Source organism: Streptomyces sp. NPDC059010 (genome assembly GCF_042740355.1).
GTDB lineage: Bacteria > Actinomycetota > Actinomycetes > Streptomycetales > Streptomycetaceae > Streptomyces.
The window spans coordinates 411,202-435,023 of sequence record NZ_JBHYJA010000001.1 but is presented as its reverse complement, the minus strand read 5'-3'; the positions used below and the strand labels follow the sequence as shown (position 1 = coordinate 435,023).

The following is a 23,822-nucleotide window of genomic DNA, read 5'->3' as shown; positions in this document are numbered from 1 at the left end:
TACGCCATTCCTGTCGACGTCCCTCCACGCACATCAGCGCCCGGCCTCACAGAAGTGTCACAGGCCTCGTGTCACCGCCCCCTCCGGCAGCACGACGGCTCCCGTGTACGGCCCCGAGGTCCGCTCGGTCACCTCCTGGCCGTAGCGGATGCTCCCCGTCCCGCTCGGGATACGCAGGACGCAGCGGAAGGTGTGCGAGAGGACCCGGTACGTCGAGGAGTCGAGGACGAGCGACTCCTCGGCGCGCTCCACGGTGATCGCGCTCTCCGGCGCCGAGACCCCCGCCGCGCGCAACTGCTTCAGGGTCGGGGTGAATTCGCGCAGCGCCTTGCGTACGACGCCCTGGTCCCGTACGGCGGGCAGCGCGGCGGACGCCGTACGGACGCGCAGCTCGGTCCGCGGGCCCGAGGTGGTGAGGGAGACCGCGTCGCCGTAATCCCCGAACGTGTCGAGGGCGGCCATCGGGTCCTCAACCTTGGCCGCGATCTCCGGGTCGGACAGGGGCCCGTGCCGCCAGCCGGCGTCGCCCTCCTTGACGTAGCCGACGCCGTCGACGACGTAGACCGCCTCGGACCTGGTCACGCCCTTGCTGCTGCGGATGCTGCCGGAGGAGTGCAGCGCCCAGGGCTCGCCGGTCGTGCGGCGCACGGTCGCGGAGTAGGTCGCGCCGCTGGTCCGGCCCTGCAGGACCAGGTTCTCGCTCCCCCGCACCGCGAACCGCCAGCCCTTCTGCGTGGCCATCACCTTCTCGGCCAGCGCGAGGTGGTCCGCGGCGGTCGTCGGCTTCACCGGCTCGGCGGAGGGCGCGGCCGAGGTCTCGGTGGCGCTCTCGGCGGCGGCCCGGCGGGCCGGATCGGCGGGGCGCGTGTCGTCCGCCGCGCAGCCCGTGAGTGCGGCGGAGACGAGGAGGCAGACGGGGAGGGAGACGCGGAGTACGGCCGTCCCGGCCCCGCGGCCGCTCATGCGACGGCTCCCCGGGCCCGGCCGTGCAGGGTCAGATAGAAGGTCTGCAGCGACTCGTCGGGGCCGCCGAGGTCGAAGCGGTTGTGGACCTTGCCGAGTGGGTTCCAGACCCGGCCGTCCGGCATGCGCACCCCGACCCGCTGGTCGAAGTAGGCGCACTGGTCCGCGTCGAAGTCCACCCACACCGCCCCGGCGCGGCGTACGAGCACCTCGCCGACGTAGGCCCCGAGGCCGAGCAGCGGCTCCCTCGCCCGCTCCCGGTCGGCGCCGCCCTTGCGCAGGCCGTCGATCAGGAAGTCGACGATGCGCAGGCTGGCCACCGAGTAGTCCAGCGGCAGCCGGCTGCGGGCGGTGGCCCGGGTGACGAAGCTCGCCGCGCAGCGGCGCATCTCCCGGGCGCACGGCATGCGTTCGTCCACTGTCCTCATGGGACCCCACCCCTCGTCTCGGTCGACGGAAGGCCTTCTTCTGGTCCTTCCGCTGATCAAGCGGGCGTCACCGCATGAACATCACGGGTGGTGGACGTGTTCATTCGCACACAGCGAAGTCACAGGATCCGTACAACCATTCGGCGCCTCACGCGTCCGCGACACCGGCGGTCGCGTACAACCATCGCCGGTCCAGGCGAGTCAACCGAGCACGAGACCAGTGGCATACGATGCGCCCGCCACCCCTCGTAAAATTCTCATAAGAGGATGTACACGTCATGTCTAGCCGCAGTGCATTCCGCCCCCTTGGCGGCATATCCGCCGTCGTCGCCCTCCTCGCGGTCGGCGCCGTGGGGTGCTCGGACATCTCGGATGCCGTCGACAGCGCCCAGGACGGCGCGAAGAAGGTGGCCCGCCAGCGGTCGGTGTTCTCGCTGGACATCGGGGACTGCTACAACCCGAACGGCAAGGCCGAGGGCGAGGCGGTCGCCGTCGAGATCGTGCCCTGCGAGGAGGCCCACGAGGCCCAGGTCGTAGGCGAGTTCTCGATCGACGAGGTGAAGACGTACCCCGGCGACGACGGTGTCTCGGCGATCGCCGACAAGCGCTGCCCCGTCGAGGCGGGGAAGTTCGCCCCGGACACCTGGGCGCTCCCCAAGGGTGTCGCGGTCTTCTACTACACCCCGACCAAGGAGAGCTGGGCGACCGGCGACCGCGCCGTGAGCTGCACCTACACCAAGGAATCGGGCACGGTCACCGGCTCGTTGAAGCCCGGCTCCCTCAAGCCCGAGCAGACCACGTTCCTGAACGGTTCGAACGCCGTCTACGACGCCCTGTGGGCGAACCAGCCCGAGAAGGAGACCGTCGAGGACGACCTGCCCGGCTACAAGGCGCAGGCCAAGGCCGTCGCGGCCGCCCTCGACGCCCACCTCAAGGGCCTCAAGGACGTCAAGGGCACGGAGGTCGCCAAGCTCCGCGCGCAGCTGGGCAAGACCGCCGGGCAGTGGCAGAAGGCCGCGAACGCCGCCGACGCCGACGCGTTCTACATCGCCTACGACTCCGCCTTCACCGGCATCGACCCCAACAAGACGGTCGCCGCCCGCAAGGAGCTGGGCCTGGCCACGACGGTCCCGGCCGACGAGGCCGAGGTCTGGGCGAGCTGACACCCGTCTCCGCCCGCGGGGCCGCGTCCGTCCAGGGCGCGGCCCCGCCGCTTGTTGTCAGTGGGTGACGGTTTCCGCGAGTCGTGCGCTGTCTGTAGGTGCCACCTGTGTGACAGGTGATGCGACCGTGACCATTTACCAGGGGTGGGACAGTTGAGTCCTCGTAGGACCCATGCCTACAAACCGCTCAGTCTGAAGAGACGTGCATGGCTGACGGTGGGTGCCGTCGTGCTGAGCGGGGCGGGCGTCGTGACGTACGCCATGGCGGATCAGTCCGCGCCGGCCGACGCCAAGCGCGAGAGCCGCAAGCCGTCGGTGCACACGCTCAAGCTCAAGGACCGCGGCTCGGGCCGCAGGGGCCTGGCCCAGCAGGGCACCGACCGTTTCAGCGCGGTCGTGCTGACCTGGAACGACCCCGAGGCGCAGGCCAAGGGCACACCCGAGGTGCGTACCCGGGACATCGAGACCGGCAAGTGGTCGGGCTGGCAGAAGGTCACCGCCGAGCCGAGCCAGGCGGACGGCGAGGAGGGCGCACGGGCCGCCCTGCGCGGCGGTACGGAGTCGGTGTGGACCGGTGACTCCGACGGCATCGAGGTGCGTGTCGTGAACGCGGCCGGCACCGAGGCCGGCGGCCAGCCCGCCGGCATGGACGTCAGGCTGCTCGACCCCGGCACGGACCCGGCGGGCGCGAGCGCGATCAGCCCGGCCGCCTTCGCGGCGGAGACCACCGCGCCGGCCACGGAAACCCCGACGCCGACCGACCCGCTCACACCGACGGACCCGGCCACCCCCACGGACCCGGCCACTCCGACCGACCCGGTCACGCCGACCGACCCCCCGGCGCCGACGGACACCGTGACGCCGACCGGCACGCCCACCGAGTCCGCCTCCCCGACCGCCTCCCCCACCCCGACCTCCACGGTCCCGGCGCCCCGGCCCTCGACGGCCGTCAAGCCGCCGGTCATCACGCAGGCCGAGTGGGGCGCGTCCACGGACTACGACGGCACTCCCGAGTACGGCACTGAGATCAAGGCCGCCGTCGTGCACCACACCGGCGTCGACAGCGACAACACCCTGTCCTGCGGCGAGTCCCGGGCCCGGCTGCGCACCATTCAGCAGGAACATTTCTCCCGCGGCTACTTCGACATCGGCTACAACTTCGTCGTCGACAAGTGCGGCCAGATCTTCGAGGGCCGCAGCGGCGGCACGGACCTGCCGGTGATCGGCGCGCACGACGCCGGGTTCAACACCAACACGGTCGGCATCTCGTACATCGGCAACTACGAGTCGGCCACGCCCAGCCGCGCCGGCCTGGACGCGATCGCGCGGATCGTGGCCTGGAAGTTCGGCATGTACGGCGTCGACCCGACCGGCAAGGTGACCCTGACGTCCGGTGTCGACCAGGGCTACAGCGGCAACAAGGTCCCGAAGGACACGTCGGTCACCCTGCCCCGCGTCTTCGGCCACCGGGACACCAACACCACGGCCTGCCCCGGCGCCAACCTGTACGCCAAGCTCAGCCGGATCGCCCAGGTCGCCAAGACCCCGGGCATCTCGCACGCCCTGGCCACCTCGGACTTCGACCGTGACGGCATCACCGACCTGGTCGCCGGCACGCCCCGCGCGCTGAGCAACGGCGGCACCGTCACCGTCGTCCCGGGCGGCCTCGACGGCCCGGTCCCCGCCGCGAGGCGCACCCTCACCCAGAACAGCCCCGGCGTCCCCGGCTCCCACGAGTCCGGCGACAACTTCGGTGCCGCGTCCGCCTGGGGCGACGTCAACGGCGACGGCTACGCCGACCTCGCGATCGGCGCGCCCGGCGAGGACGACACCAGCGGCAACGCGGACCGGGGCCAGGTCACCGTGCTGTACGGCCCGGCGCTGAACACCGGCTTCGCGTACACCACCTCGGGCACTGTCACGGCGGCCGGCGCCAAGCTCGGCTCGACGGTCGCGGTCGGCGACTTCAACGGCGACGGCAAGGCGGACGTGTTCGCGGCCGGCACCGGCAAGGGCGGCAACTGGAACGCCCGGCTGACCGACGGCAAGACCGCCACCGGCACGCTCACCACGGCCACCGGCGCCGTCGCCTACCTGGACGCCGCGAGCGGCGACTTCAACCGGGACGGCTACGCGGACGTCGCCCTCAACTACCGCGACACGGGCGGCATCTCCCGCGTGGTCCGTTTCGCGGGCTCGGCGACCGGCCTCACCAAGGCGGGCGTGCTCTCCGTCAAGGGCGGCCGCTCCCTCGCCGCGGGCGACGTCAACGGCAACGGCTACGACGACATCGTCATCGGCCAGCCGGTCGCGTCGGAGTCGGGCGGCCTCTCGGGCGGCCAGATCACGATGGTCCCGGGCACGTCGACGGGCTTCACCACGACCGGCATGACCACCCTCCACCAGGACAGCGCGAACGTCGCGGGCGGCAACGAGTCCGGTGACCTGTTCGGCGCCTCCGTCTCGGTCGGCGACTACAACGCCGACGGCTTCGCCGACGCCCTCACCGGCGTCCCCGGCGAGGACTTCCCGCGCGGCGGCGTCAACCAGTCCGACGCGGGTGACGTACTGCTGGTCAAGGGCACGTCGACCGGCCTGACCGGCACGGGCTCGATCCGCCTCTCGCAGGACTCGTCCGGCGTCCCCGGCACCGCGGAGAGCGGCGACCTGTTCGGCTCGTCCGTCTCGCTGAGCGACCTGTCGGGCTACGGCCGCGCGGACCTGACGCTCGGCGCCGAGGGCGAGGACGGCACGGACGGCATCCTCCTGTACCTGCCGAGCAACAGCACGGGCCTCGGCTACAGCCAGGCGGTCATCCACAGCAAGACCGCCCTGGGCACTCCGACGGACGGCCACCTGGGCCAGACACTGACGCCGTAACCGTCCGGCCCGTCCGACCCGGCCGGGGCCCCGCCCATTCACGGGGTCCCGGCCGAGTCATGTCCCACCTGCGCCTACGGCCGCGTCGCGTCCCGGCACAGCAGCCGCAGCGACCCGTCGGCCTCGAAACACCGGCGCGCCTCGTCGATCGGGTCCCACATCCGGCCGTCCGGCGTACGGATCCAGTGATCGCCGCCCGTCGCCCACCACTCGGCGCCGGACTGACGGACGATCACCTCACCGGCGTACGCGCCGAGACCGCGCAGTGTGCTCTCCACGGCGGCGTACGGCGTTCCCTCGCCGCGCAGGCCCTCGATCATCCGGTCGACCCGCCACAGGCTCTGCGCCGAGTAGTCGAGCCGCAGCCGCGCTCCCTCGCGCATCACCGCCACCGCGTCCGCCGCCCAGCGCACCGGCTTGGCGGCGGCTGGGGGCCTGGTCTCCTGCTGAGTCGTCACATCCAGGAAGAGCGTGGCCGAACGGCTTTTCGTCACCCGGATCGGGGGGCTTTCCAGGACCGGTGCAGGACCGCCCCACAGCGGCCTCACGACCGGCACAGGACTCTCTCAGGAACCAGGTTTACGCAGGAGTCCGAGTTGACAGGAGGGTGACGATTCGCCGCTCCCGTGCGCTCCAGTCACTGATGAGCATGTACTTCCATCTCCGGGCGGTGCCGCCCTCGGCACTGCGCAACAGCGCCACCTGGTTCCAGCGCCTGTTCGAGGACGACTGGGACACCGTGCGGGAGCGGATAGGCCGCCATCGCGAGGAGGTGCTCGACAAGCTCTACGGCGACGTCGAACTCCTCTACTGCGGCATCCCCCCGAACCACGCCTTGGAAGGCCCCCGCACCCAGGTGGTGCTCGGCGGCCGACCGGTGTTCCACTCCGACCCGGCCCTGCCCCCGTTCATGCTGCTCACCGCGTCCCAGGTGACCGGCGTCGCCGAGTTCCTCAGAACGGCCGACTTCGACGACCTGTGGCGGCACACGCGGGTGCATCTGCTGCGGCCGTACAGCGTGCCGGACGCGGAGCCCGCGGCGCGCGGCCTCTTCGCGGCGACCCACCGCGACCTGACCGCCTTCTACGCGCAGTCGGCGGAGTACGGGGATGCGGTGGTGAAGTGGCTGATGATCTGACGGCCCCGGATGATCCGACGGTCCCCGATGAACTGACGGCCCCAGGAGGCGCGGCGCGTCAGCCCTTCCCCCGGGCCCGCCGTGACACCACGGCCCGCAGCACCCGGCGCCCCTCGGTCGACACCTCCAGCGCCCGGCGCAACCCGGCCGCGCCATGCCCGGCGAGGATCTCCAGCACGCTGACCTGGCGGCGCAGTTCGGCGGCGACGAGCGGCGACATGCCCTCGGCACGGCCCACGACGGGCGCCCCGCTCGCGCGCACGGAGTTCAGGGCCTGGGGAACTCGGTCGCCGCAGGACGCGTCTTCCTTGGCCGGGTCGAGCAGCCGGTGTATCTGCAGCGAGGCGACCGAGCAGGCGTCGGCCCATATCCGTGCCTCGGCGGCGGACCGTACGGCCGGGGCCGCGGCCAGCATCCGCCGGGCGAGCAGCGCGGCCTCGTCCTCCAGGTCCTCGTCGTCCACGACCTCGGCGATGCCCAGCTTGGCGCGCACCTGCTCCAGCAGCCCGCCCCAGGCGGCGGGGTCCCCGCCGGCCGCGAGGTTGGCCCACAGCGGCCGCAGCACCTCGTCGTCACCGCCCAACAAGGGCACACACCGGTCCAAACAAGCCAACCCGCTGGTGGCCAGTCCGCGTTCGTCGGCCTGAGCGATCAGTTCCACCAGGCTCATCCACGCCTCCCTAAGCGGGTGATCTTCGAGGGTCGGGGTCCCCGCACAGGCCCCTGGCAGGCCCCTTCCCTTACGGAGGCCACACCTCCCCTTACTGCGTGCGACGGCCCGTGATTGTCACAGCGGCACGACGCCCAGCCGATCGAGCAGCCGGAAGAAGATGTTTTCGGCCAAAGGGTCCGCATCAGCGGTGAGTACGTCGACGAGCGACTCGGCGTTCACCTCGTGCCCGGCCTCGGCGGCCCAGGCGACCGCCCGGTCGGCCGCGTCACCGGGTTCGAGGAAGTAGTCCTCCAGCGTGAGGCTCGCGTCCCCGGCGGCGAGGTAACCGGCCATCGCGGCCCGCGCCAGACACGTCGTCCACGCCCCGCTCTGCGGCGCCGCCGCCTCCACGACGACGCAGTCGCTGTCCATGACGTACCCGAAGAGCGCGGGCGCCCCGGTCTCCTGGGCCAGTGCGTTCATGCTCCCGATGTCACCGCCGCTGCTCGGGTACTCCCACACCTGCCAGCCGCCCGGCGCCTCGTCGCGCAGGGCCATGCCGTCGGCGCCCGCCAGCGCGTCCAGCTCCGTCAGCGGCCGCTCCCCGCGGCCCACGACGAAGTACCCCCAGTAGCCCATCCCGTTTTCCCCCTGGCTGTTCGGTTCGGCTCCGGCCGAATACACCACATTCGTACGGAGGTCCGCAGCCGTATGGGGCAATCCACAGCCCTCAGCCGAGCCGGTCGGCGAGCGCCCTGAACTGGGCCCAGGACAGTTCGGGGCGTCCCGAGTCCCACAGTTTCTGCACCGTCGCCCGCAGCGGCATCCGGATTCCGGCGGCGACCTGGGCCTGTGTCTGCGAGTTCGCCAGATCGCACCAGACCGCAAAGGAGCCGCCCAGGATCTGGCCGTCGTAGCCGCTCGGCACGGCCACCGTGCCCCGCACCACCCGCGGCGTCCACTGCCGGTAGATCCGCTCGCCCGTCGGATAGACGAAGGTCTGCGGCTGCCCCAGCACGTAGTAGAGGAACTCGTCGTTGTAGTTGATCACCTTGCGCCCGGCCCGCAGATACTCCAGCGGCACCCGCGCGCCGATCTCCTTGCCGGTCCAGTACGCCACCTGGAGCCGCTTGTCCGGCTGGACCGAGGTGTCCTGGAAGAACCCGTCGTTCCACGCCCGCGCCGTGCCGTGGGCGCGGACGGTGGCGGCGCGGTCGTTGAGCCACCCGGTCGTGAGGTCGGCGACGGTGCCGCCGGAGCCGTACGCCTTCCGGGCGGCGGTGGCGAGCTGCGGGTAGGACGCCTGGGGGTCGGACACGACCAGCGCCTGGTACTCGTCGCCGCCGAGGTGCCACTGGCCGCCGGGGAACAGACCGGCGTACTCGTTCAGCAGGTCGTCGACGATCCGGGCGGACTCGCCCTTGGAGATGTCGATGGCCCCGCGCGTGGCGACCCCCGAGACATTGCGCAGCTGCAGATCGGGGTGCGCGGCGATGACGGCACCCAGATGCCCCGGCGAGTCGATCTCGGGCACGACGGTGATGTGCCGGGCGGCCGCCAGCTTGACGATCTTCCTGACCTGGGCCTTGGTGAGGTGCTGCTGGGAGACGATCTCGGGATGCGAGTCGGACTCGATCCGGAATCCCTGGTCGTCGGAGAAGTGCAGGCCCAACTGGTTGAACTTCAGATCGCCCAGCTCGCGCACCCGGTCCTCGATCCAGTCCGCGGTGAAGTGCTTGCGTGCGATGTCGAGCATGAACCCGCGCACCGGCTTGGCCGGCGCGTCCCGCACCACGCCCTCCGGCGCCGTACCCCCGCCGTGCACCTCCTGCTTCAGCGTCCGGGTCCCGTAGAAGACGCCCGCCTCACCCGGCCCGCTGATGTCGACACGCCCGGCACGCACGGTCATCGTGTACGACTCCGGGCCCGAGCCCTTGCCCCCGCTCAACGCCAGCCGCACGTCCCCGGCGCGCACGTCCTCCTTCTCACCGGCGTACGTCAGCCCCAGCTCACCGGCGATGAGCCGTCCCTCGTCGGCGAGCTTCGAGTCGCTGACGACGACACGCTCCCCGCGCGCGGGACGCCAGCCGGGGCCGCGCGCGGCGGTGTGGGAACTCACGGCGGGGATGGTCCGGGGGGCCTTCGAGAGCGGATACGACCGGGTGGGTGACGGAGTCGGCGCGGCCGGCTCCTTCGGCGCGGCGGGCGACGCGGACTCGGAGCTGCCCGGCGCCGTGCGCCCCTGCTCCGAACGGCCCGATCCGCCGTCGCCGCCGGTGGCCAGGAGCCCGAGGCTCACCCCGGCCGCGACCGTCACGACGACCACCGCGACGATCAGCACCCACGATTGCTTCAGCGCCCTCTTCGCCGGTGACCGGCGCCTGTGCTTGTGCTGGCTCACGGCGCCAACCTAGGCCCTGCGGCCACTTTCACACGTCCACCACACGTTCCGAAACTCTCCCGTTCGACTGAAATTCGGGCATCCGTCGGACACGTCACGTCCACTCTCGATAACGTGAGCGTCACTCCTTTCCCAAAATCCTCTGCCGAAACCCACGTGACGCCCACACACCTTCCTGGCCGAGTCGCCATACCGTCGCTCCCCGAGCAGACCCGCACTCCACCGTCCCCGACGGCCCTGGAGTCCTTCAACACCGCCTCCGCCGAAGAGGTCCGGCAGACCCTCCTGACCTGTCTGCGCAGCCCCCGCTGGGCGGACCGCATCGCGGACCACCGCCCGTATCCCGACGTCGACTCCCTGCTGGCGGCTTCGGACGAGGCGGCGTACGACCTGAGCCCGGGCGATCTGTCACAGGCACTGGCAGGAGAAACGTTGCCAGCGCTGCCGGAGGGGGCGTACGGAGCGGCCCATACGGCGATGAGTGCCGCGAACGCCGCGTACGAGGCGAAATTCGGCCACGCGTTCGTCATCTGCCTGGACGGCCTGGCACCGAGCGAGGCGCTGGACAACGTACTGGCAGGCATCCGGTCACGTTTGGCGAACGATCCGGAGGAGGAGCGGGTGGTGGCAGCAGAGGAACTCCGCCGTCTGGCAAAAGGACGGTTGATGGCCGCCCTCAGGGGCGCGGGGAACTGCGCGACCAGCCACAACGGCGTCGCACCCGGCAATTGACAGCGCACACCACCCCATTAGCCGCCAATAACCCATCCGCGTGCCACTTTGATCACATACCCAGCCCCCCGCTAAGCCGCGCGGCGCCACGTGGATACGATGCTGAGGGCCGGTGGACCGTACCCGGCCGGGCCCGACCGACAGCACAAGCCGGCGCGGCCCCAATCCCCGCTCCCGGAGGAACTTCCGTGCCGGCTGGAACGCTGTACCGCGGCCGGGAAGGAATGTGGTCCTGGGTGGCTCACCGAGTCACCGGCGTCCTCATTTTCTTCTTCCTGTTCGTTCACGTGCTGGACACCGCTCTCGTCCGCGTCTCCCCCGAGGACTACGACAAGGTCGTAGCCACGTACAAGACGCCGATCGTCGCGCTGCTGGAGTACGGCCTCGTCGCCGCCATCCTCTTCCACGCGCTCAACGGGCTCCGCGTCATCGCCGTCGACTTCTGGTCGAAGGGCCCTCGCTACCAGAAGCAGATGCTCTGGTCCGTAGTCGGCCTCTGGCTGGTCCTGATGCTCGGGGCGCTCTACCCCGTGCTCGGCCACGCCGCTCGTGAACTGTTCGGGAGCTGACGCGTATGTCCACCACCGAGAAGACCGCCGACGTGTCAGGGATCGGCCCCGTCGAGGGCGCCGACCTCTACAACGTCGACAACCCGGCCCCCTACATCGAGGCCCCGCGCAAGCGCACCAAGAAGACCCCGAGGTCCACCCGGGGCAACTTCGAGATGGCCGCCTGGCTGTTCATGCGTCTGTCCGGTGTCGTGCTGGTCGTCCTGGTCCTCGGCCACCTGCTGATCCAGCTCGTGCTGGACGGCGGCGTGTCCAAGATCGGCTTCGCCTTCGTGGCCGGCCGCTGGGCGAGCCCGTTCTGGCAGGTCTGGGACCTGCTGATGCTGTGGCTCGCCATGCTGCACGGCGCCAACGGCCTGCGCACGGTCATCAACGACTACGCGGAGCGCGCGAACACCCGGCTGTGGCTGAAGGGCCTGCTCTACACCGCCACGGTGTTCACCATCCTGCTGGGCACGCTGGTGATCTTCACCTTCGACCCGAACATCCGCTAGGCACGGGGCTGAGGCAACCGACATGAAGATCCACAAGTACGACACCGTCATCGTCGGCGCCGGTGGCGCGGGCATGCGCGCGGCCATCGAGTCGACGAAGCGCAGCCGCACCGCCGTGCTGACCAAGCTCTACCCCACCCGCTCCCACACGGGCGCCGCGCAGGGCGGCATGGCCGCCGCGCTGGCCAACGTGGAGGAGGACAACTGGGAGTGGCACACCTTCGACACGGTCAAGGGCGGTGACTACCTGGTCGACCAGGACGCCGCCGAGATCCTGGCGAAGGAGGCCATCGACTCGGTCCTCGACCTGGAGAAGATGGGCCTGCCGTTCAACCGCACCCCGAACGGCACCATCGACCAGCGCCGCTTCGGCGGTCACAGCCGTAACCACGGCGAGGCCCCGGTCCGCCGGTCCTGCTACGCCGCGGACCGCACCGGCCACATGATCCTCCAGACGCTGTACCAGAACTGCGTGAAGGAGGGCGTGGAGTTCTTCAACGAGTTCTACGTCCTGGACCAGCTGATCACCGAGGTCGACGGCGTCAAGAAGTCGGCCGGTGTCGTGGCGTACGAGCTGGCGACCGGCGAGATCCATGTCTTCCAGGCGAAGGCCGTGATCTACGCGTCCGGCGGCTGCGGCAAGTTCTTCAAGGTGACGTCGAACGCGCACACGCTGACGGGTGACGGCCAGGCGGCCGTGTACCGCCGGGGTCTGCCGCTGGAGGACATGGAGTTCTTCCAGTTCCACCCGACCGGCATCTGGCGCATGGGCATCCTGCTGACGGAGGGCGCCCGTGGTGAGGGCGGCATCCTCCGCAACAAGGACGGCGAGCGCTTCATGGAGAAGTACGCGCCGGTCATGAAGGACCTCGCGTCCCGTGACGTCGTCTCGCGCTCCATCTACACGGAGATCCGTGAGGGCCGTGGCTGCGGTCCCGAGGGCGACCACGTCTACCTGGACCTGACGCACCTCCCGCCGGAGCAGCTGGACGCCAAGCTCCCGGACATCACGGAGTTCGCGCGTACCTACCTCGGTATCGAGCCGTACACGGACCCGATCCCGATCCAGCCCACCGCGCACTACGCCATGGGCGGCATCCCGACGAACGTCGAGGGTGAGGTCCTTCTGGACAACACCACGGTCGTCCCGGGCCTGTACGCCGCCGGCGAGGTCGCGTGTGTGTCGGTCCACGGTGCCAACCGTCTGGGCACGAACTCCCTGCTGGACATCAACGTGTTCGGCCGCCGTGCGGGTATCGCCGCCGCCGAGTACAGCCAGAAGGCGGAGTACGTCGAGCTGCCCGAGGACCCGGCGGAGCTGGTGATCGACCAGGTCGAGAGCCTGCGCACGTCGACGGGCACCGAGCGGGTGGCGACGCTCCGCAAGGAGCTCCAGGAGACCATGGACGCCAACGTCATGGTGTTCCGCACGGAGCAGACCATCAAGACGGCGGTCGAGAAGATCGCGGAGCTGCGCGAGCGCTACAAGAACGTCTCGATCCAGGACAAGGGCAAGCGGTTCAACACCGACCTGCTGGAGGCCATCGAGCTGGGCAACCTGCTCGACCTGGCCGAGGTCATGGCCGTGTCCGCCCTGGCCCGCAAGGAGTCGCGCGGCGGTCACTACCGCGAGGACTACCCGAACCGCGACGACGTCAACTTCATGCGCCACACCATGGCGTACCGCGAGGTGGGCGACGACGGCACCGAGTCCGTCCGTCTCGACTACAAGCCGGTCGTCCAGACCCGCTACCAGCCGATGGAGCGTAAGTACTGATGGCAACCCCTGTTCTGGACAAGGTGGAGGCCGAGTCCGCCGCGTCCCCGTACATCACGGTCACCTTCCGGGTCCGCCGCTTCAACCCGGAGGTCTCGGCCGAGGCGGTCTGGGAAGACTTCCAGCTGGAGATCGACCCCAAGGAGCGCGTCCTCGACGGCCTCCACAAGATCAAGTGGGACGTCGACGGCACGCTGACCTTCCGTCGCTCGTGCGCCCACGGCATCTGCGGCTCCGACGCGATGCGGATCAACGGCAAGAACCGCCTCGCGTGCAAGACGCTGATCAAGGACATCAACCCCGAGAAGCCGATCACGGTCGAGCCCATCAAGGGCCTCACGGTCCTGAAGGACCTGGTCGTGGACATGGAGCCGTTCTTCCAGGCGTACCGCGACGTCATGCCCTTCCTCATCACGAAGGACACGAACGAGCCGACGCGTGAGCGTTTCCAGACGGCCGAGGACCGCGAGCGCTTCGACGACACCACGAAGTGCATCCTCTGCGCCGCGTGCACGTCGTCCTGCCCGGTCTTCTGGAACGACGGCCAGTACTTCGGCCCGGCCGCCATCGTCAACGCGCACCGCTTCATCTTCGACTCGCGTGACGAGGCGGGCGAGCAGCGCCTGGAGATCCTCAACGACAAGGACGGCGTCTGGCGCTGCCGCACGACCTTCAACTGCACGGACGCCTGCCCGCGCGGCATCGAGGTCACCAAGGCCATCGCCGAGGTCAAGAAGGCCCTGATCACGCGCCGTTTCTGAGGTCGTATCAGGTACGGGTTCCCGTACGGCTGTGAGGGCCCCGTTTCCCGGTCCGGTACCGGGGGCGGGGCCCTCGCGCGTCTCCGTGCTCCTCAACGCCTGTGGCTGGAAAGGCGGTTGAGGTAGTTGAGACTTCAAGTCAGACTCCGGTCATGGCACTTCTGAGAAAGGCGGCCGCCGCCCTGTCGGTCACGGCTGCCGCACTCCTCGCGATACCCCCCACTGCCTCCGCGGCCCCCGTCTCCCGCCCGGCGCTCGCTCACGAGAACTTCGACCGCCTCCCCCTGGGCCCGGTCACGGCGGGCAGGGGCTGGACGACGGACGCGGCGAACGGCACCCTGACCGTCACCCCGAGCACCACGGGACGCCCCGGCCGCGAACTGCGCATCCGTACCGAGGGCAACGGCCGGGCCTTCCTCGTCTTTCCCGGCCTGGCCGCCCCCGGGAACAGCTACTGGGCCCGTCTGCGTCTGCGCGTGGACGCCTTCCCGACGGCGCCCGACTGGGCGCACTGGACGATCGCCGAGGCGGCCGGATCGGGCTCGGCGACGCTGGTCCGTCCCCTGGGTGGCCAGTACGCCCCCACCGACCAGGGCAACTTCTGGGGCGTCGGCTCCGATCTCGGCCCCACGGGGGACTGGACGTCCTGGAAGACCTCGGCGCCGGCCACGGCGGGGACCTGGCAGTGCGCCGAGTTCCACCTGGACGCCGCCGACAACCGCGTCACCGTCTACTTCGACGGCGTCGAGCAGCCCGACCTGACCGTCTCCACGAACCAGCACGGCGGCGCCCCGGGCCCCTTCACCTTCCCGGCCTTCGACAAGCTGAAGCTGGGCTGGCAGCTCTACCAGGCCGACCCGACGCCGTCGTCGTACGACATCCGGATGGATGACATCGCGGTCGGCACGCGGCGGATGCCCTGCTCATAGCTGGCTCAGGATCGTCGGGTCCGTGATCTTCATGTCGTCGGCCAGCATCATCGCCTTGCTCAGGATCACCGCCAGCATCCGGTCGCCCTCGTAGGGCAGGTAACCCGTCTGCGGGGCGGCCGGGCTGGACTTGGGGACGATGCACAGGTACTGGTCGTTCGGGGTCATGAGGATGTTGCCCGAGCCGAGGTGGATCTTGTACGTGTGGCGTTCGCCCTTCACGTGCAGGAACCGGCCCTCGACGGTGCAGCGGTCGGCGATCGCCAGCCGCGGTATCAGGCGTTCGAGGAGGGCCCGGCGGGTCTCCGCGCTCTGGTTCAGGTCGCCGAAGCCGTACGACGTCCAGTACTCGCGGAAGCGGCCGTCGGGGCCGCCGTCCTGCCAGGTCGGGTCGTTGCCGACGCTCGCCACGCCGACGAACAGGTCCACGTCGCGCAGGACTTCGGAGAGGACCAGGTGCGGGACGTCCGACAACGGCAGCGGGTCGACCGGGGCCGTGCCGTCGCGCAGCCACATGCGGTACTCGCCGCCGTAGCAGTGCGCCGAGTTCTGCGGGGCGTCGAGGGGGTAGAAGCGGACCTGGTCGGTGCGCAGCCGCAGGAAGCTGCCGGAGTCGGTGATTTCCTCGTAGTGCTCGCCCCCGTCCCCGGCGATCCAGTACTCGGCACGCAGACCCCACTGCGGCAGCTCCCGGACGGCGGGCGGCGCCTCGTCGTCCACGGCCAGGCGCAGCTTGTTGTGCCAGCCCCGGATCGCGGCCAGGGAGTGGAACTGGTGCTGGCGCAGGACGTGCGCGGCGAAGCGGTTGGAGTACGTCCCCGTAGCGCGCTCGGCGTCCGTGAGCAGGTACACCTCGCGGTGGGCCTGCTTGAAGGGCTGGGTGATGCCGTGCCGCTCCAGCCAGTCGCGCCAGGCGACGATCTCGGCGGGTTCATGGCCCACCGGGTGCCAGAGCGCGACCCGCGTGCCCTCGGTCACCGGCGTGTCCGCCAAGGTCCGCAGCTCACCGTCCGCGTACCCGACCGTCGTACCGTCGACCGTCCACAGCAGGCGCCGGGCCAGGGTGCCGACCAGCGGGTGGTCGAGGTAGCGCTCGCGCCACACGGCGTACGGCCAGGTGCGGCGGGCCAGGAACTGGCGGTCCAGGCGCTCGCTCTGTGCCGAGAGCATCTTGTCGAGGTCCTTGACCGCCGCCTTCAGCTCCTTGAGCTCGTCGGCGTGGTCGCGGCGTACGGCGGCGGGGACGCTCTTGACCGCCTTGCCGTGCGCGTTGCGCCAGCTCAGCACGGCCTTGGGGCCCCGCACTTCCAGCAGTGCCGTGACCTCGCCGAGCCGGTGCTCCGCGCGGCCCACCTCGGTCAGGCCGTAGGCCGGTACGGCCAGTTCCTCCACTTCCTCGCGGCCGAGGCCCAGCGCCTGCGCGCGGGCGTCCAGGCCGGTGTTGAGGAGCTTGAGGGTGCCCTTGAAGGTGACGCGGGTGGCCAGGCGGGCGAGTTCGGCGAGGGCGGCCTCGCCGTCGATACGTGCCAGGGCGTTGACCGCCGCGTTGGCGACCTTGGGGTTCACCGGTCCGAGGCCCGCGACCTTGCGCAACGACGTCTCGACGAGGGCGCCCAGGGTGCGGGCGGTATCGGGGTGCGCGGGGAGGAGGGAGAGCAGCCAGGCGAGGCCGCGCAGCGCATCGGCGTTGTACGGGTCGAAGACGGCGTTGACGTCCGGGCCATAGCGCTGCTCCAGCAGCAGGCGGGTGCGCGGCCTGCCGACCAGCCGCAGCCAGGACAGCAGCCGCTCGCGCACCTGGTCGGCGCCGAGCGACTCGATCAGCGCGCGGCCGGTCTTGTCCCACTTGGCCGAAGGGCGGGCGGCGGTCGCGGTGGCCGCGTGGGCGAGCAGCCGCCGCCAGCCCTCGCCGAGCTCGTCCGCGTCGGCGAGGGCCCGGTCGGCCCATGCCTCGCCGGGGTTCACTGCGGGGGTGTGCAGCCGGGCGACCAGTGGGCCCAGCGTCTTCCCGCCGTGCCACTGCGACAGGTACGTGCGGCGGACGACGGCGACGAACTCGCCGGGCAGCTCGCGCCCGTCGGCGTGCTCCAGTTCGGCGAGCCGGATGAGCTGAGGGGAGTCGTAGTGCATGTCCTGCTCCGCGGCCAGGCCGATCAGCGCGGACCGCGTGTCGAGTCGCTGCATCTCGATCGTCGGCTGCATCCTGCCGAGGTTGGCGAGCAGGACGACGATGCTGCGGCGCGCCGGCGCGCCGGGCTCCACCTCGTGGTAGCGGGCGGCCAGCCGGTGCACGAGCTCCGCCTGGAACCGGTCGTCCGCGGCGACGGCCGCGTCGAGGACCTTGCGACGCTCCATGCCCCAGTGGTCGTGGACCATCTCGGCGAGCGCGAGCAGTTCGGGGACGAGACCGTCGGCGTCCTCGGCGGCGATCAGGTCGAGGGCGGCACGGGCCCGTCGCGCGAGTTCGGGATTCTTCTCGGTCATCAGCCACCCACCAGCGGTACGAGCTTGAGAAACGTGATCTCGGTGCCGAGCGCGAGCTCGATCTCGGCATCGAGCTCGGTGACCTGACGGTCCCCCACGAGTACGAGGAAGCCGTTGCCCGCGAAGGCCTTGAGCGCGAGCTCGGTCTGGGCCTCGGGGTCTATCCGGCGGGCGGTGCGCAGCGCGTACCCGTTCAGCACGCGCTCGGCGTCCCGAGGCTGCACCAGGCCCTGGAAGACCTCCGGCGTACGCGCGTTGTACTCGGCGACCTCCTGGAACACCCGGCGCCGGATCAACTCGCGCACGGTGAGCCGCTCCTCGGCGATCTCCAGCCCCCAGCCGTCGCTGCGGCTCCCGCTTGTCGTCTCGTCGACGAACATCACGATTCCCATGGCGACGACAGTACGAGTCAGCACTGACAATCACGGATTCCGGCGGATCATCCCCTTATTCTGACGCCATGTCAGATGACGAGTCGTACGAGCTGCTCGGGTTCGACAACGTGCTGCTGCCGGTCGGCGACCTCGGCGAGGCCGTCCAGTTCTACGAGCGGGCCGGGTTCACGGTCGGGTTCCGGCTGGACGAGGCCGGGATCGCCGGACTGAAGGTCGGGGGTGAGACGCCCGGGATCCTGCTTCGGCACGAGGAGACTCTGGCCCACCGGTCGCCGCCCTGGCTGTGCCCACGGCTGTGGCTGGAGGTGCCGGACGCGCGGGCGGCGGCACGGGCGTTGGCCGAGGCGGGTGTCGAGCCGCTCGACGAGCCCATCTCCATGGCCACCGGCTGGACCGTCGAGATCGCCGACCCCTGGGGCAATGTCGTCGGGTTCACCGACTACAACAAGCGGCCGGAGCTCGGTCGCAGGCCGTGACACCACACCCCGGCGGGGGGGGTGACGGAGGCCTCACTCCATTGAGTTGAACATGTTCAAAGACAGGGCCTACAGTCTTCCTTGTCAGCGTTTTGAACGCGTTCAAGAAGGGGGAGGCCATGGACCGCACGGTCATCGCCTACGTCATCTACCTGGTCGTCAGCATCGGCCTGACCATCTGGGTCGCCCGCACTCTCAGCCGCAACGGCCGGATCTTCCTCGCGGACGTGCTGCGCGGGAACGAGAAGCTCGCCGACGCCGTGAACCACCTTCTGGTGGTCGGCTTCTACCTCGTCAACCTCGGCTTCGTCGCGCTGTACCTGAGCGACGACGACACCGTCCTCGACACGCGCGGCATCTTCGAGGCCCTGTCGACCAAGCTCGGCGTGGTGCTGCTGGTGCTCGGCGTGATGCACCTGGCCAACGTCTACGTGCTCAACAAGATCCGGCGGCGCGGCGTGCTGGAGCGGGAACAGGTGCCTCCGGTCGCCCCGCAGGACTGGGTCGCCCCGTCGGCCGGGGCGTGACCCGGTGGCCGAGAAGACCGGGCCCGCCGCCCCGGTCCGCCGGCTGACCGTCCTCTACGACGCCGAGTGCTCCCTGTGCACCTTCCTGCGCGCCTGGCTCGTGAAGCAGCCGCAGTTGGTGCCGCTGGAGATGGTGCCGGCCGGGTCCGAGGAGGCCCGGCGGCGCCACCCCGACCTCGACCACGACGCCACGCTCGACGACATCACCGTCGTCGGCGACGCCGGGCAGGTCTACCGGGGCACCGCCGCCTGGATCGTCACGCTGTGGGCGCTGCGCGAGCACAGGGGACTCGCGCATCGCCTCAGCACCCCGGCCGGGGCACGGCTCGCCAAGGGTGCCGTGCTCGCCGCCGCCAAGTGGCGCGGGGCGCAGCAGGGCGAGGCCCCGTGGGGCGGGCGGGGTTACCGGCGCGCGGAGGGGTGGTCGTACGACCCGGGTCAGGGCTGGACGTACTACCCGCCGAACTGCGACGACGGCACCTGCGCCGGCTAGCCCGAATCCGTCCTGAACACCTCTGCGCCGAACTCCGTTATGGCATGCGCCCTTCCAAAAAGGTGCTGGGGTTGGCACGCTGCCACCCGGTTCTCCACTCCGCACTCGCACCGACTGACGGTCAGCCAGGCGGCCCGCCCGGTCGCCCGGTCCCCCCATCGCAGAAGGAGTACGCGTGAGAGGCACAACCCACGTCACCCGCATACCCCGCCCCTTGCTCGGCGCCCTGGTCGGCGTCACCGCACTGCTCACCGCAGGTGCCCTGGCCACACCCGCGGGCGCCGCGCCGAAGGCCGACAGCTCCAACGCAGTCAGCTCGGTCTCGGCCGGCGCGCAGACCCAGGCCCGGGACTTCTGGACGGCGCAACGGATGCGCGAGGCCGCCCCGCTGGACCTGGTGAGCGTCGACGGCCACTTCGACGGCGGCTCGGCACCCCTCAAGGGCCAGGCGGCCACCGTCGCGCCCAGCACCCCGGCCAAGACACTCAAGAAGGCCGCCTCCGACATCGGCCTGATGGCCTTCCCGAACGCCGGTGGCCAATGGACCGGCGGCGGCGCCGTCGTCAACACGGCGGGCCGCGTGTTCTTCACCTACCAGGGCCGTACGGCGTCGTGTTCCGGCAACGCCGTCACCAGCGCCAACAAGAGCACCGTCATCACGGCCGGCCACTGCGTGAAACTGGACGGCGCCTGGCACACCAACTGGGTCTTCGTGCCCGGCTACCACGACGGACAGGCACCGTACGGCCGGTGGACCGCGTCGAAGACCCTGTCCACGCCGCAGTGGACGGCGAGCGAGGACATTAACTACGACGTCGGCGCGGCCGTCGTCGCCCCGCTGGACGGCAAGCAGCTCACGGACGTCGTCGGCGGGCAGGGGCTGGCCTTCAACACCGGCTACAACCTGCGCATGTACTCGTTCGGGTTCCCGGCCGCCGCCCCGTACGACGGCGAGAAGTTCATCTACTGCAGCGGCACCACCAACCGCGACTTCCTGCTGTCGAACGACCACGGCATGAACTGCAACATGACTGGCGGTTCCAGCGGCGGCCCCTGGTTCACGCAGTTCAACGAGTCCACGGGCACGGGCCTGCTGTCCTCGGTGAACAGCTTCAAGTACAACTTCCTGCCCAACCGGATGTACGGCCCGTACTTCGGGGCCGACGCCCAGAACCTCTACCAGACGGCACAGGCCTCCTGACCGACGGTCCACCTGACAGACGGTCCTCCTGACGGACGGCCGAAACAGCACTCGTTAGGCTCTCGTTCCGTGCCCTCGAAGAACGACAGCCCTGAACAGGGCGACTCGCCCAGCAAGTCCGAGCAGACCCGTGCGCTGATCCTGGAGACCGCCATGCGGCTGTTCCAGGAGCGGGGCTACGACAAGACGACGATGCGGGCGATCGCCCAGGAGGCCGGGGTCTCCGTCGGCAACGCGTACTACTACTTCGCGGGCAAGGAACACCTGATCCAGGGCTTCTACGACCGGCTCGCCGCCGAGCACCGGGCGGCGATCCGGGACGTCCTGGCAACCGAGACCGACCTTGAGGCGCGGCTCTCGGGCGTGCTGAAGGTGTGGCTGGACATCGCCACGCCGTACCACGAGTTCGCGGTGCAGTTCTTCAAGAACGCCGCCGATCCCGACAGCCCGCTCAGCCCCTTCTCCGCCGAGTCGGAGCACGCGCGCGTGGAGGCCATCGACATCCAGCGGCAGGTGCTGGCGGGCGCGACGAAGACCAAGGTGCCCGAGGAGCTGCGGGACGTCCTGCCGGAGCTGATGTGGCTCGCCCAGATGGGGCTCGTCATGTACTGGATCTACGACCGGACCGAGGGCCGCGAGCGCAGCTACCGGCTCGCCGAGCGGGGCGCCCGGCTGACCGCGCGGGGTGTCTCGCTGGCGCGGTTCCGGGTGCTGCGGCCTCTGGTGCGCGAGGTGCATGAGCTGTTCACGGACTTCCTGCCGGGGATGACCAACGCGATTCCGGATCCGGCGAAGAAGACGGCGAAGAAGAAGACGGACAAGGCAAACAAGGCAAACAAGGCGGTCAAGCCGGGCGGGGGCGCCGACGGCAAGGGGGCGCCCGCCGAGGACGAGCGCCCCTGAAACCGCCTCCGGCGATGCTCAGTTGACGGCGTCCACCTCGCCCTCGGCCAGCTCCACGTCGTACACCAGCGGCCCGTCCGCCACGACCACCTGCCCGGCCCGGGAGCCGTACGACTCGGCGCTCGCCGCCAGCAGATACGTCCCCGGCGCGGGCACCGAGACGATGTACGAGCCGTCGGCCAGGGAGGACACCCGGTCCAGCTGACGCCCGCCCTTCGTCAGCAGCGTCACCGCGGCGCCGTCGACCGGCTCACCGTCGCTGCCCCGGACGAACCCGTGGACGACGGAGGCCCGGCCCGTCACGACCGGCTCCGGCGCGGCCTCCGGAGCCGCCTCCTCCTTGGGCTCGACCGCGAGATGCGGCAGCCGCTTCTCCAGCCAGTCCGGCAGCCACCAGTTGGCGTTGCCGAGCATGTGCATCGCGGCCGGCACCAGTGCCGTACGCAGGATGAACGCGTCCAGGGCGACGGCCGCCGCGAGGCCGATGCCCGCCATCGCACCCTCCATGTCGCCGCTCAGCACGAACGCGCTGAACACACAGATCATGATCAGGGCGGCGGAGTTGATGACCCGGCTGGTCTCCGCGAGGCCGACGCGCACCGCGCGCGCGTTGTCCTTCGTGTGCACCCACTCCTCGTGCATCCGGCTCACCAGGAACACCTGGTAGTCCATGGAGAGGCCGAACAGCAGGGACAGCATGATGACCGGCAGGAACGACGTGATCGGCCCTTCCTTGCCGACGCCGATCAGCTCGGTGCCCCAGCCCCACTGGAAGATCGCCACCAGGACGCCGAAGGACGCGGCGGCCGCGATGAGGTTCATCAGGGCGGCCGTCAGCGGCACCACGAGCGAGCGGAACGCCACCAGCAGGAGCAGGAAGCCGAGCGCGATGATCGTCGCCACGAAGTACGGCAGGCGATCGCCGGTGACGGAAGCGAAGTCCTTGAAGACGGCCGTCACGCCGCCGACATGGGCCTCGGCGCCCGACCGCGGGATCACGTCGTCGCGCAGCCGGTCGATGAGCTGGTCCGTCTGCTCGGACTGGGGCGAGGTGGTCGGTACGACCTGGATCACCGTGACGCCGTTGGCGGGCGGCACGGCGGCCGCCTGGGCGACGCCGTCGGCGGACCGGATGCCGTTGACCAGGCCTTCGGGCGCGTCGCCCTCGACGACCACCTGGAGCGGCCCGTTGAAGCCGGGGCCGAAGCCCTCGGCGAGCAGGTCGTAGGCCTGCCGGGTGGTCTGCGACTCCTGGTGGTTGCCCTGGTCGGTGGCGCCGAGACGCAGCGACAGCACGGGGATCGCCAGGACCGCCATCACCACGACGGCCAGCGCCGCGACCGGGCCCGGGCGCCTTTGCACGGACGACGACCAGCGCGCCGCGAGGCCGCTCGCCTCGGCCGGCTCGGGTCCCGCCGCGGCGAGCCGGCGCCGCTGCCGGCGGCTGAGCACCCGCATGCCGAGCAGTCCGAGGAGCGCGGGCAGCAGGGTGATCGCGGCCAGCACGCTCAGGACGACGGTGAGCGAGGTCGCGACGACCACGCCGTCCAGGAACCGCATGTTCATCACCAGCATTCCGGCGAGCGCGATGCACACCGTGCCGCCCGCGAACAGCACCGCGCGGCCGGAGGTGTTGAGGGCGGTCACGGCCGCCTCCTGCGGCTTCATGCCGCGCAGGATGCCGCGCCGGTGCCGGGTGACGATGAACAGGGCGTAGTCGATGCCGACGCCGAGGCCGATCAGCGAGCCGAGCAGCGGGGCCACTTCGGGCACGTCCGTGACATGGCTCATCAGCATCGTCGCGATCATGCCGGTGCCGACGCCCGCGATCGCCACGACGATCGGCAGCAGCATCGCGAAGAGCGAGCCGAAGGCCAGGAACAGCACGACCGCCGCCGCGAGGATGCCGACCGCCTCCGCGGTGCCCTGCGGCGGCTCCTGGGTGCGGGCGATGGCCTGGCCGCCCAGCTCGACCTGGAGCCCGTCGCGTTCGGCCGCCTGCGCCTTGTCTACGACGTCCTCGATCAGCTCCTTGGGGACGGCGTTCGCCTGCTCGGTGAAGGTGATCTGGGCGTAGGCGATCCGCCCGTCCCGGCTGATCTGCGCGGCCCCTTGTGCCGCGTACGGGTCGGTGACCTCGCCGACCCCCTTCATCCGCCCGATCTCATCCAGCGCGGGCTCGATCCGGGACCGTACGGAATCGTCCCGTACCGATCCGTCGTCCACCTTCCACACCACCGTGTCGGTGTCGCCCGCGCGCTCCGGGAAGGCCTTCTCCATCAGGTCGTACGCGGTCGCCGAGTCCGTGTCCGGGAGGGAGAAGACGTTCGCGTAGTTCGTGCCCGCGGCCGAACTCGCCGCGCCCAGGCCGAACAGTGCCCCCACCCACAGCAACAGGACCACCAGCCGGTGCCGATAGCACCACCGTGCCAATGCCGCCACGCTCAACGCTCCTT

23 protein-coding genes are annotated in these 23,822 nt (G+C 70.5%); 14 read left to right on the top strand and 9 right to left on the bottom strand.

The features are described 5' to 3' along the window. Positions 1-57 precede the first annotated feature (57 nt). Both ACFWYS_RS02090 and ACFWYS_RS02085 read right to left on the bottom strand, forming a co-directional pair. A complete protein-coding gene (locus tag ACFWYS_RS02090) occupies positions 58-963 on the bottom strand; it encodes a hypothetical protein (protein ID WP_384762169.1) in 906 nt (301 codons plus the stop codon). Then, positions 960-1,391, bottom strand: a complete 432-nt coding sequence (locus tag ACFWYS_RS02085; protein ID WP_384762167.1) for a hypothetical protein — start codon at positions 1,389-1,391, stop codon at positions 960-962. The genes ACFWYS_RS02090 and ACFWYS_RS02085 overlap by 4 nt, the downstream gene beginning before the upstream one ends. Before the next feature lie 278 nt (positions 1,392-1,669). Here ACFWYS_RS02085 and ACFWYS_RS02080 point away from each other — a divergent pair, with 278 nt between their 5' ends. After that, complete coding sequence (locus ACFWYS_RS02080) at positions 1,670-2,554, top strand: septum formation family protein (protein ID WP_384762165.1); 885 nt, start codon at positions 1,670-1,672, stop codon at positions 2,552-2,554. Between the two features lie 261 nt (positions 2,555-2,815). Beyond that, a complete protein-coding gene (locus tag ACFWYS_RS02075; RefSeq protein ID WP_384762240.1) occupies positions 2,816-5,434 on the top strand; it encodes an FG-GAP-like repeat-containing protein in 2,619 nt (872 codons plus the stop codon). Positions 5,435-5,508: 74 nt separating this feature from the next. Here ACFWYS_RS02075 and ACFWYS_RS02070 read toward each other — a convergent pair whose 3' ends face one another. After that, positions 5,509-5,892, bottom strand: a complete 384-nt coding sequence (locus tag ACFWYS_RS02070) for a hypothetical protein (protein WP_384762163.1) — start codon at positions 5,890-5,892, stop codon at positions 5,509-5,511. Between the two features lie 191 nt (positions 5,893-6,083). Here ACFWYS_RS02070 and ACFWYS_RS02065 point away from each other — a divergent pair, with 191 nt between their 5' ends. Then, positions 6,084-6,572 (top strand): DUF1877 family protein, encoded by a 489-nt coding sequence (locus ACFWYS_RS02065; RefSeq protein WP_384762161.1) that lies wholly within the window; start codon positions 6,084-6,086, stop codon positions 6,570-6,572. Positions 6,573-6,630: 58 nt separating this feature from the next. Here ACFWYS_RS02065 and ACFWYS_RS02060 read toward each other — a convergent pair whose 3' ends face one another. The 3 genes from ACFWYS_RS02060 to ACFWYS_RS02050 form a co-directional block, all read right to left on the bottom strand. Then, the gene (locus ACFWYS_RS02060; protein WP_384762160.1) at positions 6,631-7,242 is read right to left on the bottom strand and encodes a hypothetical protein; all 612 of its coding nucleotides are present in this window, start codon (positions 7,240-7,242) and stop codon (positions 6,631-6,633) included. A gap of 117 nt (positions 7,243-7,359) precedes the next feature. Then, positions 7,360-7,863: a hypothetical protein gene (locus ACFWYS_RS02055; RefSeq protein WP_384762158.1), complete on the bottom strand. Its 504-nt coding sequence runs from the start codon at positions 7,861-7,863 to the stop codon at positions 7,360-7,362. 91 nt (positions 7,864-7,954) lie between these two features. Beyond that, a complete protein-coding gene (locus ACFWYS_RS02050) occupies positions 7,955-9,565 on the bottom strand; it encodes a glycoside hydrolase family 20 protein (protein ID WP_384762238.1) in 1,611 nt (536 codons plus the stop codon). A gap of 216 nt (positions 9,566-9,781) precedes the next feature. Here ACFWYS_RS02050 and ACFWYS_RS02045 point away from each other — a divergent pair, with 216 nt between their 5' ends. From ACFWYS_RS02045 to ACFWYS_RS02020, 6 genes are all read left to right on the top strand, one after another. After that, positions 9,782-10,357: a 2-oxo-4-hydroxy-4-carboxy-5-ureidoimidazoline decarboxylase gene (locus ACFWYS_RS02045; protein WP_384762156.1), complete on the top strand. Its 576-nt coding sequence runs from the start codon at positions 9,782-9,784 to the stop codon at positions 10,355-10,357. 188 nt (positions 10,358-10,545) lie between these two features. Further along, complete coding sequence (sdhC, locus tag ACFWYS_RS02040; protein ID WP_384762154.1) at positions 10,546-10,926, top strand: succinate dehydrogenase, cytochrome b556 subunit; 381 nt, start codon at positions 10,546-10,548, stop codon at positions 10,924-10,926. A 5-nt stretch (positions 10,927-10,931) separates the two neighbouring features. Continuing rightward, entirely contained in the window at positions 10,932-11,420 is a 489-nt protein-coding gene (locus ACFWYS_RS02035) for a succinate dehydrogenase hydrophobic membrane anchor subunit (RefSeq protein WP_384762152.1), read from the top strand. A gap of 22 nt (positions 11,421-11,442) precedes the next feature. Next, complete coding sequence (gene sdhA / locus ACFWYS_RS02030; RefSeq protein ID WP_384762150.1) at positions 11,443-13,197, top strand: succinate dehydrogenase flavoprotein subunit; 1,755 nt, start codon at positions 11,443-11,445, stop codon at positions 13,195-13,197. Next, positions 13,197-13,958 (top strand): succinate dehydrogenase iron-sulfur subunit, encoded by a 762-nt coding sequence (locus ACFWYS_RS02025; RefSeq protein WP_155054334.1) that lies wholly within the window; start codon positions 13,197-13,199, stop codon positions 13,956-13,958. The genes sdhA and ACFWYS_RS02025 overlap by 1 nt, the downstream gene beginning before the upstream one ends. A gap of 152 nt (positions 13,959-14,110) precedes the next feature. Continuing rightward, entirely contained in the window at positions 14,111-14,887 is a 777-nt protein-coding gene (locus tag ACFWYS_RS02020) for a hypothetical protein (RefSeq protein ID WP_384762148.1), read from the top strand. Here ACFWYS_RS02020 and ACFWYS_RS02015 read toward each other — a convergent pair. Continuing rightward, positions 14,882-17,371, bottom strand: a complete 2,490-nt coding sequence (locus tag ACFWYS_RS02015; RefSeq protein WP_384762146.1) for a DUF4132 domain-containing protein — start codon at positions 17,369-17,371, stop codon at positions 14,882-14,884. The genes ACFWYS_RS02020 and ACFWYS_RS02015 overlap by 6 nt on opposite strands. Next, positions 17,371-17,763, bottom strand: coding sequence for a hypothetical protein (locus tag ACFWYS_RS02010; RefSeq protein WP_384762144.1), 393 nt, complete (start codon positions 17,761-17,763; stop codon positions 17,371-17,373). Before ACFWYS_RS02010 ends, ACFWYS_RS02015 begins: the two co-directional genes overlap by 1 nt. A gap of 68 nt (positions 17,764-17,831) precedes the next feature. Here ACFWYS_RS02010 and ACFWYS_RS02005 point away from each other — a divergent pair, with 68 nt between their 5' ends. From ACFWYS_RS02005 to ACFWYS_RS01985, 5 genes are all read left to right on the top strand, one after another. Then, a complete protein-coding gene (locus ACFWYS_RS02005; RefSeq protein WP_384762142.1) occupies positions 17,832-18,242 on the top strand; it encodes a VOC family protein in 411 nt (136 codons plus the stop codon). A gap of 119 nt (positions 18,243-18,361) precedes the next feature. Continuing rightward, entirely contained in the window at positions 18,362-18,769 is a 408-nt protein-coding gene (locus ACFWYS_RS02000; protein ID WP_384762140.1) for a hypothetical protein, read from the top strand. Positions 18,770-18,773: 4 nt separating this feature from the next. Next, positions 18,774-19,262, top strand: a complete 489-nt coding sequence (locus ACFWYS_RS01995; RefSeq protein ID WP_384762138.1) for a thiol-disulfide oxidoreductase DCC family protein — start codon at positions 18,774-18,776, stop codon at positions 19,260-19,262. A 175-nt stretch (positions 19,263-19,437) separates the two neighbouring features. Beyond that, positions 19,438-20,463: a trypsin-like serine peptidase gene (locus ACFWYS_RS01990; RefSeq protein WP_384762136.1), complete on the top strand. Its 1,026-nt coding sequence runs from the start codon at positions 19,438-19,440 to the stop codon at positions 20,461-20,463. Positions 20,464-20,532: 69 nt separating this feature from the next. Next, a complete protein-coding gene (locus ACFWYS_RS01985) occupies positions 20,533-21,366 on the top strand; it encodes a TetR family transcriptional regulator (protein ID WP_384762134.1) in 834 nt (277 codons plus the stop codon). A gap of 18 nt (positions 21,367-21,384) precedes the next feature. Here the strand turns inward: ACFWYS_RS01985 and ACFWYS_RS01980 are convergent, their stop codons facing one another. Beyond that, complete coding sequence (locus ACFWYS_RS01980; protein WP_384762236.1) at positions 21,385-23,799, bottom strand: MMPL family transporter; 2,415 nt, start codon at positions 23,797-23,799, stop codon at positions 21,385-21,387. Between the last annotated feature and the right edge of the window lie 23 nt (positions 23,800-23,822).